This is a genomic window from Methylorubrum salsuginis (assembly GCF_900114375.1).
Classification (GTDB): Bacteria; Pseudomonadota; Alphaproteobacteria; order Rhizobiales; family Beijerinckiaceae; genus Methylobacterium; species Methylobacterium salsuginis.
Map to the genome: position 1 here is coordinate 1 of NZ_FOSV01000045.1, position 12951 is coordinate 12951.

10 protein-coding genes and 2 pseudogenes are annotated in these 12951 nt (G+C 62.0%); 11 read left to right on the forward strand and 1 reads right to left on the reverse strand.

All coding sequences use genetic code 11. The features are described 5' to 3' along the window. Positions 1 to 304: 304 nt before the first annotated feature. The 3 genes from BM140_RS24595 (at position 305) to tnpC (ending at position 2551) form a co-directional block, all read left to right on the forward strand. Complete coding sequence (locus tag BM140_RS24595) at positions 305 to 613, forward strand: transposase (RefSeq protein WP_091952074.1); 309 nt, start codon at positions 305 to 307, stop codon at positions 611 to 613. Then, a complete protein-coding gene (tnpB, locus tag BM140_RS24600; RefSeq protein WP_091952076.1) occupies positions 610 to 966 on the forward strand; it encodes an IS66 family insertion sequence element accessory protein TnpB in 357 nt (118 codons plus the stop codon). Before BM140_RS24595 ends, tnpB (BM140_RS24600) begins: the two co-directional genes overlap by 4 nt. A 106-nt stretch (positions 967 to 1072) precedes the next feature. Further along, entirely contained in the window at positions 1073 to 2551 is a 1479-nt protein-coding gene (tnpC, locus tag BM140_RS24605; protein ID WP_091952083.1) for an IS66 family transposase, read from the forward strand. 11 nt (positions 2552 to 2562) lie between these two features. Here tnpC and BM140_RS24610 read toward each other — a convergent pair. After that, positions 2563 to 2820, reverse strand: a pseudogene (locus BM140_RS24610) (IS481 family transposase); the annotation flags it as partial. A 189-nt stretch (positions 2821 to 3009) separates the two neighbouring features. Here BM140_RS24610 and BM140_RS24615 point away from each other — a divergent pair. The 8 genes and pseudogenes from BM140_RS24615 to BM140_RS26515 all read left to right on the forward strand — a co-directional run bounded on the left by BM140_RS24615 (position 3010) and on the right by BM140_RS26515 (position 12722). Continuing rightward, complete coding sequence (locus BM140_RS24615) at positions 3010 to 3957, forward strand: IS110 family RNA-guided transposase (RefSeq protein ID WP_091952085.1); 948 nt, start codon at positions 3010 to 3012, stop codon at positions 3955 to 3957. 378 nt (positions 3958 to 4335) lie between these two features. Further along, on the forward strand, positions 4336 to 6447 hold the full coding sequence (locus tag BM140_RS25600; protein WP_131803963.1) for a hypothetical protein: 2112 nt from the start codon (positions 4336 to 4338) through the stop codon (positions 6445 to 6447). A gap of 179 nt (positions 6448 to 6626) precedes the next feature. Continuing rightward, complete coding sequence (locus BM140_RS25605) at positions 6627 to 8216, forward strand: hypothetical protein (RefSeq protein ID WP_131803964.1); 1590 nt, start codon at positions 6627 to 6629, stop codon at positions 8214 to 8216. Positions 8217 to 8565: 349 nt separating this feature from the next. After that, positions 8566 to 9006: a hypothetical protein gene (locus BM140_RS26055; protein WP_165616555.1), complete on the forward strand. Its 441-nt coding sequence runs from the start codon at positions 8566 to 8568 to the stop codon at positions 9004 to 9006. After that, on the forward strand, positions 8999 to 10534 hold the full coding sequence (locus BM140_RS24625; protein WP_091952080.1) for a GMC oxidoreductase: 1536 nt from the start codon (positions 8999 to 9001) through the stop codon (positions 10532 to 10534). The genes BM140_RS26055 and BM140_RS24625 overlap by 8 nt, the downstream gene beginning before the upstream one ends. Before the next feature lie 382 nt (positions 10535 to 10916). Continuing rightward, a pseudogene (gene tnpB, locus BM140_RS24630) lies at positions 10917 to 11132 on the forward strand (IS66 family insertion sequence element accessory protein TnpB). A gap of 45 nt (positions 11133 to 11177) precedes the next feature. After that, the gene (locus tag BM140_RS24635; protein WP_207549509.1) at positions 11178 to 11504 is read left to right on the forward strand and encodes an IS66 family transposase; all 327 of its coding nucleotides are present in this window, start codon (positions 11178 to 11180) and stop codon (positions 11502 to 11504) included. Positions 11505 to 12563: 1059 nt separating this feature from the next. Continuing rightward, a complete protein-coding gene (locus BM140_RS26515) occupies positions 12564 to 12722 on the forward strand; it encodes a hypothetical protein (protein ID WP_244535627.1) in 159 nt (52 codons plus the stop codon). Positions 12723 to 12951 lie beyond the last annotated feature (229 nt).

A 12951-nucleotide genomic window follows, 5' to 3' on the forward strand; every position in this document is an offset into this window, starting at 1 on the left:
GGCGCTGATGCGATGGCCGGTGGCGGGACTGAAGGCGGCCTTAGCGGCGGCCGCGGCGACGCTGTCGCTCTGACGGAACTGCATGAAGAGCCTCATCTGGTGATCGGTCACGTGACGGCCGGGCACGGGCGGGCTCCTCGTCGTGAGGGTCCTTGCCCGTCGCCAACTGGCCGCTCTCACCAGACGGCATGGCCCTTGGGGGTCACGCCAACGCCGATCTGATGCCTCCGGTCGGGCTCCGCCCTCCCTCCATCATCAGATCGGCGTTCCTCTCACCTTGATTGACGCGCTGACCTCATCCTGATTGTCGCGCTGCACGGTGGTGGCCCGCCGCCACGGACTGAGCCCTCGGCAAGTGTTCACGTGGCGGCGGGAGGCGCGCCAGGCGAGTGCGGCGCTCCCGACCTTCGTGCCGGCGCTGATCGCTCCCGAGCCCGTGGTGGCGGAGCCCGCCCGGACGAAGCCGGCCCACCGGTGCGCCAAGCGATCTCCCTCACGCCGCCGCGCGGCGGGGATCGAGGTGGAGGCGGGCGGCGTCACGGTGCGGATCGGCGACGGCGCCTCGCCCGCCACCATCGCGGCGGTGATCGGCGCGCTGAAGGGCAGCCCGTGATCGGGCCGACGGGCGCGGTGCGCGTCATGGTGGCCACGACGCCGGTGGACTTCCGCAAGGGCGCCGAGGGACTGGCGGCGCTGGTGCGCGAGAGCCTGGGCGGCGACCCGTTCAGCGGCGCGGTCTACGTCTTCCGCGCGCGGCGTGCCGACCGGATCAAGCTCGTCTACTTCGACGGCACCGGGATGTGCCTGCTGTCGAAGCGACTGGAGGACGGGCGGTTCTGCTGGCCGGCCGTCACCGACGGGGTGGTGCGGCTGACGGCGGCGCAGTTGCAGGCCCTTCTGGAAGGCCTCGACTGGCGGCGCGTGCACGCGGTCCGACCGACACGGGTTCCCATCACTGTGAGCTGATCCGCGCGGCCGATCGCGCTGGCAAAGCCTTGTGTTCCATGCTCAAATCGGTTCCGTGAGCGAACCGAGCCCGCACCTGCCGGACGACCCCGCCGCCCTGAAGGCGATGGTGGCGGCGCGCGAGGCCGAGATCGACCGGCTGCACCAGATCATCAAGGAGTTGCAGCGTCACCGCTTCGGACGGCGCGCCGAGAGCCTGCCCGTCGACCAGCTGCTCCTGGGCCTGGAGGAGGCCGAGCAGATCGAGGCGGAGGGCTTCGCCGAGACCGAGGCCGACGATGCATCGGCCCGCGCGGTCCGCACCCGCCAGCGACGCGCCAACCGCGGCGCCTTGCCGGCCCACCTGCCGCGCGTCGAACGGGTGATCGACCTCGACGACCGCACCTGCCCCTGTTGCCGCGGCGATCTCCATGTCATCGGCGAGGATGTTGCCGAGCGCCTCGACCTCGTGCCGGCGCAGTTCCGCGTCATCGTCACCCGCCGGCCGAAGTACGCCTGCCGGGCGTGCGAAGACGTGGTCATGCAGGCCGCTGCACCCGCCCGCCTCGTCGAGGGCGGGATCCCGACCGAGGCGAGCGTGGCGCACGTGCTGGTGTCCAAGTACGCCGACCACCTGCCGCTCTACCGACAGGCGCAGATCTACGCCCGCCAAGGTGTGAACCTCGACCGCTCGACGCTGGCCGACTGGGTAGGCAAGGCAGCCTTCCTCCTGCGGCCGGTCCACGCGCGGCTGTTCGAGCGGCTGAAGGCATCGGACCGGCTGTTTGCCGACGAGACCACCGCGCCGGTGCTCGATCCGGGCCGCGGGCAGACCAAGACCGGCCAGCTGTTCGCCTACGTTCGCGACGACCGGCCCTGGGGCGGCCTCGACCCGCCCGGCGTGGCCTACCTCTACGCGCCCGACCGCAAGGCCGAACATCCGATCGCGCACCTGTCCGGGTTCCGGGGCACGCTGCAGGTCGACGGCTACGCGGGCTACAAGGTCCTGGCTGCGCGCAACAGTGTGAGCTTGGCCTTCTGCTGGGCGCACGTGCGCCGCCGGTTCTACGAATTGGCCAAGGCCGGCCCGGCGCCGATCGCGACCGAGGCGCTCGCCCGCATCGCCGAGCTCTACCGGATCGAGGGCGAGATCCGCGGGCGCTCGCCCGACGAGCGGCGGGCCGTGCGTCAGCACCGCAGCCGGCCGGTCGTGGCGGCACTGGAGCCGTGGCTCACCGCCAAGCTCGGACTGATCAGCCAGAAGAGCAAGCTCGCCGAGGCGATCCGCTACGCGCTCGGTCGCTGGACCGGCCTGTCCCGCTTCCTCGACGACGGTCGCATCGACATCGACAACAACGTGGTCGAGCGGGCGATTCGGCCGCTGGCTTTGACGAGAAAGAACGCGCTGTTTGCCGGCTCGGACGGCGGGGCAACGCATTGGGCGGTCGTCGCCTCGCTGGTCGAGACGTGCAAGCTGAACCGGGTCGAGCCTCAGGCCTACCTGACCGACGTGATCGCCCGTATCGTCGCCGGCCATCCGCAGAGTGGCCTCGACGATCTGTTGCCCTGGGCCTACGCCCCGCAACCCCTCAAGGCTGCGGCTTGAGGACGACGCTTACGATGCAGCGACGAGCGGGTCAGGTGCGGGATCGTGGCCTGGAGCGCGTAGAGGCAGTCGTCCAGCGGCAGGAGTGTGTGGCGGCGAAAGGCGACGACGACCGCCTCATCCTCCAGCGACAACACCGTCGAATGCGGATGCTTCGGGCCTGTGCGCTGGTCGGCGGCCGAGGCCCGTTGCCTCCACTCGGCAACCGTCTTGGGATTGATCCCGTAGCGCTTCGAGAGCGTCCTCAGGCTCGCTTGACTATGCTGGATCGCTCGACGGACCGCCTTGTATCTTCGAGTTGCCCGCTGGCGTGACGCCGGCGAGGCTACACGGTGAGGGTCAGCCCGTGTTTGCCTCGGGCTCGCAAGCCCGCGACAGAGCAAGGTGCGGCCCTCATCGCCACAGTCCCGAACCCGGACACCCGCTCGGGCCCAAGCCCGCATTTGCAAGGTAGGGTCATGGACGAACAACCCTCCGTCTTCGTCGGCATCGACGTATCCAAGGATCGTCTCGACGTTCACCTCAGACCCTCGGATGAGACCTTTCATGTTCCCCGGGATGCGAAGGGACTGGAGACCCTCGCACACCGCTTCGGCAACCGACCGATTGCCCTTGTCGTCCTGGAAGCCACGGGCGGTTTCGAGGCGAGCGTAGCTGCCGCGCTGGCCGCCGTCGGCCTGCCGCTCTGCATCGTCAACCCACGCCAGATCCGCGACTTTGCCAGGGCGATGGGCCGGCTTGCCAAGACCGACACGCTCGACGCCGAGGTGATCGCCCTCTTTGCCGAACGCATGAGGCCGCCGGCCAGGCCTCTGCCCGAGCCGGAGAGACGTCACTTCGCCGAACTCGTGAGCCGGCGGCGGCAGATCATCGGGATGATCAACATGGAGACAAACCGTCGCGATCAAGCCGTCGACAAGCAGCTGATACGAAGGCTCGGCCGTCACATCGCCTTCCTCGAGCGGGACCTCGCGGAGCTCGACGGTGAGATCGGTCACGCGATCGAGGCCTCTCCGGTCTGGTGCGAGACCGAAGCGTTGCTCAAATCCGTACCCGGCATCGGTGACGTCACGGCACGTACGCTTCTGGCTCAGTTGCCCGAACTCGGTACCATCGGCCGCCACCAGCTCGCGGCCCTCGTCGGGATCGCCCCCATCAACCGTGATTCGGGCCTGATGCGCGGCCGGCGATCCACCGCAGGCGGGCGAACCGCTGTTCGGGGCGTGCTGTACATGGCTGCGCTGACCGCGATCCGACGAGGCTCTCCTTTCCGGCCCTTCTATGAACGGCTCACCCAGCGGGGTAGCCCGAGGAAGGTTGCCCTCGTTGCGGTGATGCGAAAGCTCTTGGTGACGCTCAACGCCATCATCCGCGATCGCACGCCATGGCGGCCTCTCACCGCTTGACCGTCAACACAGCCGCTCCGTCGTGCGGGCGCTGCCGTGAAGAACCTGGCCCATAGCGCGTCCCTCCACTCCGACGTGAAGAGTGCACCATCAAACCCTAGGATCAAACATCTAGAAGATGCCAACGGAACACAATAGTGGACATTGTAACTTCAGGTAATTACTTAAGTGGCCTGTATTGATGGAGATTTTGGCAATAAATAAACGGCGGGAAATATGCATCATCAGCACGCAAGCCAACCTCTTGACGTAGCGTCAATTTTGAGCGGTATAGTGCTCCGCGATTGGCACATGATTGCAACCCTTATCGAATTGTGGCTCTGTTAGCTATTGAATGAGTAGAGTTGGGTCGAAATTTGGCAATCCCGGGAGATTTGGGTGGTTGATACGACTAGTAAATTGGTATCTGCGGCTTGCGCGATTGTCCCGATAAGGTTTGACGCCGGGCCTCTGTACCCACGAATTTTTGAAAAAGCCAGCACAGAGCAGCGGCTTTCTATGGTGCTGCTGGATGGGCGTGAGCCGCCAACGCTCAGCCATGTTGCACTTCTTGCGCCAGTGCGCCAGTTGACAGAAATTCTCCTAGTCGAAGTTGGTCATGATGGAGTCATCGCAGCACTCGAAAAAGTTGGGACGGTATATGATGAAACTAATAAAGCGATCCCTATTCTTGGGCTTGCTGACCGCGGCGGGGCAATAGGCTTCCTGCCGGCATTGTCTGATGGCGATGACGTAGAAGTAGAAGAAAGTTGGCGGCGAGAGTTGCTCGGGTTGCTGGACAGGTCACCTGGGGCCACACTCGCCATCGATATTCGGTTTATCATGTGGCATAGGGCGAGAAGGCTTCTGATGACTCTGGGCGGCCTTAGAAATCGGCTGTCTCTGGTAGTAATTACTCATTCGTCGATGTGTGTTGATTGCGTGACGGCTCTTCTAGGGACCAATTATCCAAACGCTCAGATTGAAGAGCGTCGCGTTGTGCGCTTGGCCGATGGCAGCCTCAGGGCAGATCCTTGTCTGCATGAGCCGATGCCCGAACACGATACTGCCGACAAACTATTGCAGCCCATCGCGCAGCGCCTCTTCGGTGTAAGGCGAATGGCTGGCGGCTTCGATCCCGAATTGATGCAACGTCGCCACGAGGCAGGTCGCCACCCATTACGCGTATATACAGATACCGGCCCGTTTGGTGCTTCGCTACGTCCATTGCTCGGCGGAGCTAACGCCGTACAGGTAGCAGATATAGCAGACTCAGTTGGCGGTGGCTTCGACCGAGATGGCCGAGATCCCTGGTGCATAGGTTCTCGCGGCAGCATCACCGTACGTGTGGCAGCCGATCATCCTGCCCAACTGCTCGCATTAGGTCTGCGCTTCCCACCGGGTCGACCGGAGCGGATGAGCCTTCGCATTGCAGCAAAGTCTTTGCTCAGCGGTCAGCAAGTCAATACCGAATTGGAGGTGACCGATGCTCGCAACGAGTGGGTAGTGACACTGCCCATCATGATCGCGTCGCCGGTTGATATCATTGACTTATACTTTATAGCTAGCGGCGTATTATTTCCCTCATTTGCACCATTGATGGATCGGCGTGAGATCAGTTTTATGGTCGATACAATAGAGCTTTGGCCGGTCGGTCTCGCGTGCCTCAGCGCTGCTTTCGAGAGAGCAACGGCAAAACACTCCATGGTAGGCGTACGCTCGCTGCCACCTCATCATACAAAACGCAGCCTTAGAGCTACAGGTCTGCCCAGCCCATCAAGCCACGCCATTATCGACGTCTCAGGTCGCGGGATCAATCTGGCGGCAGTGAGTAATACCTATTGGCTGCCATTGCAGCAGGTTCACGCGACTGAGGTGCTTCATATAATTTTTCCCGATACGGAGCCGCGACGATTGAGTCGAATGCTTGGGGATATTTATCATATTGCATATGAATCCGGATACGAGACCGAATCTCATGCTGGCCACTGGGGTGTACTGCATTGGGATGAATCCCCCGAACTCCTAATCAGCACTGCAGAAACGATTGCGCTAACTGATAATTTGACCGCCACTTTGATTGGCTTCAATTCGCAGGACGAAGCAAACATCGAATATCGTTGGACATGCGCAGCAGTGTCGTATGTAGTGTTGCGATCTCGAGGGGCGTTGGGCAGCGATGGAGTGCGCGTAACTATAGCCATCGCCAGCTTACCTAATGGCTTGTGCAGCGCCAGCATACCCTCTCTATTGCGTGATGCGCATATGGAAGCCTACGATGCTGCTGGTCGACAATTTCACCGGCAACGTCTACTCGACTCGAACGCGCAGGTATCAGATCAGCCTATAGACATCATAGTCCCGTCAGGCGAACTGGTGACCCTACGCTTTGCTTCCGCTACCGTAAACTTAGCAAAATTGGGGATTAGTAAAGATGAGCGCGACATTGGACTGTTGATCGGGTTGCCTACCTGCGTACTTGATAGCAAGTTGGACGAGGTGTTGAAGTGAATCGTTCTATTTGGCTGCGACGTGGTGAGTTGCGCCATGACAACCCTTCACTACGCCCCCTTGGATGGCGACCGGAGAGTGCGCAATGCATCAGCTTTAGGGATCCAGGCGGACGCTCTAAGCGACTTTCCTGGCATTCTGGTCTACGTTTGAAGGGTGGACCGGGTCATTTAGCGCTTATGTATGTTTTGGTAGATAGCAGTGCTGGCCTTCAGATTTTATGGGATGTCTTACAGTATGCGGAAATCAACCAAGAAATCACAATCATTGATGAGGTTGACCTCTCGTTTCTTTATGGTCAGGTATACGCATCTATGGTGGAGGTGATAGGTGGTGACGAACCTGGCCCACGCTGCTATCATTTGAAGTTGCGTCGCCTAGCAAAATCTGTAGGGAACGATCTTTTAAAAGGTTGGACTTTTGCGCTGCCAACCGGCGGCGGGGATAGTACAGCGCTAAATATGTCAGTCGGCCGCATCTTAGAAATGCGGGGCGACGATTTCGAAGTGCTCCTATGCGGTGAGCCAGGTCCGGATTTTAGCTATCGAGAGCGCGTCCGTATCCTGCCTGATCCTAAGCCCGGCGAAATCAACCTACCAGCCAAGAAGAACGCGCTGGCCGATGCCGCCCGGTACCAACGACTCGCTATCCTGCATGATCGAGTCCTGCTGCCGCCAGATTTTCTGACACGGATGGCAGCGTTTGGTTGCGATGGCGGTTTTGTCGGATTGCCTATTCTATATTTTCTTGATCAAGAGGGCCTACGAGGGCGTCGCTATTCCGACTTCAACACGGTGCAGCGCTTCGCAGCTTTCGAGCTGACAAGCGCCGCAGACGCTGAGCAGCCTAACCGCATCATCACTCGCGAGTTGGCACCTGAGGTTGGGCGGTTCAGCATATATGGATACGTGCCACTACATGGCGCTGACCGATTTGGCTTTCTCACTGGCTCTCTATACACTTGTTCAACACAAATATGGCGGCAAATAAGACAGGACGAAAGTCTGCCATGGGAGTACTTTGAAGATGTCGAATTTGGACATCGGTGCCGGGCACTTGGAGTTCCACACCGATTGCTTAACACCACTTTGGCTCTATCCATTACTGGTCGATCGACCGTAATAGACAGCACAGGCACTTGGTATGCGGAAGGTGGATGGAGACGTACTGCATACCACCGCATCCCCTTCATCGGGTTGCGGCCCGCGCGAACTCGGCCATTGCTGGCACGCAATTTCGAAGCGCATCGCCAATCAGTACAACAGTTTGTGCGCACTTGGTGCAAGCGTGTTGCACTATTTCAAGTTGAGGAGATGGCGGTGCGGCTTTGTGGCGAGGCACGTCAGACCGCTATCGCCGACCTGCTGGCCACAATTGACTCTCTACGAATCGACAATGCTTCTGCCCTTGAGCGTCTGCTGCATGATTTTGAACGACAGATCCTAGGTGAGACGCTGGAAGTGAGTGGCCGGCACGAGCTTGTAAAGCGGGTGCTGCAGTTCGGTGGTGACCTTGGTGGCGAACTTATGGACAATTGGGCAGTCAAGGCGCAATGTCGTTTGACCGATGACGGTCTGATGCCCCTCCTGGGTGACCGGCAGGATCGGGTGCCTCGGTCTCAAGACTGGCGCATCCGTGCCGGCCTCGCCCTTTTCGTAATGGTGGCTTATTGGCGAGCCAGGCGAGAATTGTGCTTGCCCAGCGGCGCGCTAGCTACATGGCACGCGCTGCTGCGCTGCTGGCCCGCGCGGCAGGCCGTCAGACACTGAATGGCGACTGGCACCTATGGAACGAAGTGACAGCATCTTGTCCAATTCCTGCGATGATGACTGGCTGCTCGATTTTGGGGCATCCGACACGGGTTGGCAACTTTCGGCATGCTCCACTATCAGCGATGACACAGTGGTGCCGGTGTTGGAAAGCAACCGCCACCTTGTGCGGTACCGGGATGGCTCGCTGGACCCGCACTTTTTCGTTGGCCGCGACCTCTGCCAACCCAGCACCGCCTTCCGACCTGTTTTTACCTGGCGGGCGCCCCGAGCAGGACGCTTCACGATCGCTGGACGTTTTGCGCTCAGGAGCGCGCGTAACGAAGGAGGGGCTCGAGCGGATGTTAGGGTGGGCGAGCGCATCGCGATGCAAACCCGTTTTCTTTACGCGGAGATGGCTCGGCTTGAGCTCTGCCTCGAATTCTCCGAGGGGGAGGTCGTTTCGGTAGAATTCGGCTTTGTTACACGCCTGTTTGAGGCCGGCATTTTGTTTGCACTACAAGCTTATCAAAGTGGTCCAGAGTTGCCAGATGCCATACGGCTTACTAGTTCCGTCACTGTTGGTTGGCGCGATATGGCGCGGCTTAGCAGTATCGCGGATCTTCAAAACGGTATCGACCCGTGCTTCCTCGACTATGTTGCCACCGGCGCGGGCTCTAAGGTAGCGCCGTCTTTCAAGCCTGACTCGACGCTGTGGGATGAGGTGCAGCGCTTGATGCGCGCTCGCCCGAAGGTCGGTCAACCTGGCCTGTTCCACGTATCACGGAAGGACACTCGGCTGCATGAGTGACAGCTTGGATACCGACGTCTTAATCATCGGCGCGGGCTTCGCCGGCCGCGCGGCGGCCGATCGTCTTGGTGTGGACGACTGCCTCGTACTGGACCGTGGCGAGACAATGGATCCAAGCGCGGCAGCCTTGGAATACGCGAGCCACAGGCCGCGCTACGCCCACGTGCTCGACCTCTCACCCACCGTAGAGGCAGAGCGCCGCGCGTTGCAGAGCAGCCTTCTCGGCAATTCTGTAGAGCTGCCTCTCACCGCCATGTCTTGCAATGTATACAGCTACATGCAGGGTGGTATTTCCAACTGGTGGGGCGGTTATGCCTCGCGCCTGTCGGATGCTACCTATACGATGGATGGCGTTATAGCATGGCCGATTGGTACTAACACACTCAACCCCTATCTCATCGAAGCCGAGCGTGCGTTGCGCGTACACGGAGATCCGCGGCTAATAGGGCGCGGTTATGTTGGCACGATGCCCGGCCACGAGATCTGGTCCGACCTGCTCGGTGCCCTGCTACCGAGCGCACATGCCACGCCAGAGGCCAAGAATCTGACGCGCGGCGGGGAAACCGGCATGGGTCTCTGTGTGGGCATTGGCCATTGTGCAATCTGCGCCAACGACGCGAAGGCACGGCCCGACACCTGCTTCGCCCCGCGCCGCTTGTTCAGCCGAACCCGGGTACACGAAATTATCTTCGAGGGCACACGCGCCGTCTCCGTGCTGGCAGAGACGGACGGTGAAACCTTTGAGATCGGCTTCGAGCGCTTGATCGTGGCCGCCGGCGGCCTCGAGAACGTCGCCTTATTGCGCCGATCGGCCCTGCCATCGGATGTTTCTCGCGATCTAATCGGGCGATTTTATCAAGACCACACCGCTTGCGAGTTGCTAGTCGAAATGCCGTTCGAAATGCCCTGGCTCGCCGTTGGTGCCGAGGCGCATGTCGAAATTCCCGAGCTCAGTGGGTATTTCCATGGCATCGAGGTAAAGACGGTGCTGCTTACCGTGCCGATTGACGAGGAGCATGCGCACATTCTGCTGTGCTCGCAAAATGCCCCGACCGATGTGAAAGGCGTACACCGCATGCTCGCGCGGACCGCACGCTTTTATCTTCAAATGGAAATTCCGCCCGAATGGGATCTTAGACTACGCACCAAAGGCGAGCGGGCATTCATCGACGGACTCCCCTATCTTGCTAATATGGGTTACTTAGACTTGCTGGTGCAGAGTGTGATTCGAATGTTGCGCGACCGTGGCCTAGAGACGCGCCAAATTCTGCCTCATTACCGTGATGTGTTTGGTGGTCACCATTATTCTGGCACGACACCGATGAGCCGTACTGCCCTTGCGGTGGTCGATGAAAATCTTCGCCTGATTGGTACAGACAACGTATTCATTAGCGGTGCTTCGGTAATACCGCGCTGCGGTGGCGCGGGCCCAACGCTAACGCTCACAGCGCTCGGCCTGCGGCTTGGCGATTATCTTGCGAACAGCCGGGGCCACGCTCTGCCAACCGCTAGTACGACTGTGTCATAAGTTCTGATGATGTGGGCCATCCAGGCGCGCAGGACACAGTGGCAGCCGGTCTAACCGATCAGAAGGGAGCGGCTAACGAGACTGTGAGGGCAATCTGATCGTGGTGGCAGGACCGGTCGATGACCGGCGTCGACAAGCCCAGCTTGCGCATCGGACTTCGAGTCCGACGATATGGTGGGACGTCGACGGGCGGATCTCAGCAAGGCCAGGCGTGACCGTTATCGCCGAGGCCGGATAGATGGCAGCAGTCGAAGCCGATCCGCACGCTAGCAGAAAGTCCTTGCATAGCGAGGGGCGTCCATAGATGCGCAAGGGCTTCGACGGGCTGGCCGCGCTCGTGCAGGACCATTTCTCTCCCGATCCGTTCTCGGTGTAGGCCTTCGTGTTCCGCGGTAGGCAGGGGCACCTGATCAAGGTGCTGTGGTGGGACGGCCAGGGCGCGTGACTCTAAACCAAGCAGCTTGACCGCGGCCGCTTCCTCTGGCCGTCGGTGGCGGACGGGGCGGTGACGATCTTGACGGCCCAACTCGGCTATCTGCTGTCGGGCATCGACTGGCGCATGCCGCAGGAGAGCTGGCGTCCAAGCGCTCTCGGCTAAGGATAACGCGTTACAACGCTTGAGGAATATGCTCTCCTCGCGGGCGTGCCGAACGCGCCCGAGCCCCCGCCGCTTCCCATCGATCTCGCTGCCGCTCACGCCATGATCCTGGTCGAGCGGGCGGCCCGGCTCGCCTCGGAGATCGCGGTCGAGCGGCTGAAGCTGGAGGTCGCTCGGCTGCGGCGGGAGCGCTTTGGGACCTCTTCGGACCGCAGCTCCCGGATCGACCAGCTCGAACTCGTCCTGGAGGATCTGGAGGAGACGCTGGCCGAGACAGACGCGCAAGCCGCCGCCGAGCCTGAAGCGCTCTCCGGTGCGGCTACCTCGCGGAGCAAGCCCGCCCGTCGGCCTCTGCCTGAGCACCTGCTGTAATTCGAATCACCGGTCCGATCTCCGTTTACATGCATTGATGCGTCGCGCGAGGCGGCCGCCCGCAGCAATCCCTCTTTGAGCAAAACACTATTGGTGGGAGCGGATTCGGCATGCTCGGTGGCGGTGACAACGAGTTTAGCGACGGCGAGCATGCCTGTCGGCACGCCCGCTCGAACGATGCGCAAACTGGAACTGGCAAGCGTGAGCGCGGGATTGGCCGACCAAGTGTGAGAATCGGCGCCGGAGGGGGCGTGGCGGGCAGCGCGTCCAGCCAGGGATGGTCGCCGACGATAGGAAAGAAGCTGTCGCGTGATGGCGGCAAAAACGCTATTTAGGATTATAATCTTGACTTTGTCGACGTTCCGGTCATACTGGTGACGTTGATCGGTCGTGCTGTTTGCAGCCGTTGCCCCGGCCGACGACACCGAGGAGATGCCTCATGTTCCCACGACCACGACAGGCGCGGCCCCGGCCGCCCACGTGCCGAGATCGCCGTGACCGGCCATTCCTCCTCCACCGCCGCACCTGCCAGAAGGCCCCCACTCCGGGGGCCTTCGTCGTTTCCGGAGACCCTCGATGACCCGCCACGCCCTCGCCAAACGATCCTCCAAGGCCGGCCCGCCGCCCGGCGGTATGCAGTCCGCTCCGCCGCAGTCGCAACATGGAGCCGCCCCGCGACCGCAGGCGGCGTCCGCGTCGTCGTCCCAAGACTCCGCCGAGCCGGGAGCAACCGCAGGCACAGGGCGGGGGGCGGCATCGGGCCCGGTACACGGGGCGAGCGCGGCCAAGACGGCGTCGCCAACGGCTAGTGGGGACAACCGCCAAGCCGGTCCGGCCGACCCAAACAGCACTACCACAGTCACGGCAGGGAGCGGCGAGCGGAAGGCCAACCCGGCCGCATCGCAAGCCAGCGCCTTCGGTGCGACTGGTCCGAAGGCAACCGGGTCTGGGGCCGGTTCGCCACTGGCCGCAGCATCGAACCCACCCCGTCCCGGCGACCGCACCTTCGTTGGCCAGCCCAAGCCGCGCGATCCCGCCGAGATCGGGCTGGGCAGCGTCGTGCTCGCCCATGAGGGCCCGGACGAGGGGTGGTGGGAGGCCGAGGTGATCGGCATCAACGGCCGGGTCTTCTCACTGCGCTGGCGCGACTATCCCACCCAGCCGACCATCCTACGCAAGGCCACCGAACTCGCCCTGCTGCCGCCCGGCGAAGCGTAGCTCGCCTCACGAGATCCGCGCCCGGGCCGCCCCGACGGCCTGGGTCGCTCAGCGGCAGCGCCGTCCCGGCCGCCGAACGTCCCCTCCCCTTTCCTCTCCGAGTCTTCCCATGACCGACATCCTCGATGTGGGGCGCGTCGCTGCGCTCAACGACATCCTGCGCCGCTCGCTCAGCGGCGGCACGCTCGTGCTCAGCGCCGGCATCGTCGCGTTGGGCCGCGAGCGCCAG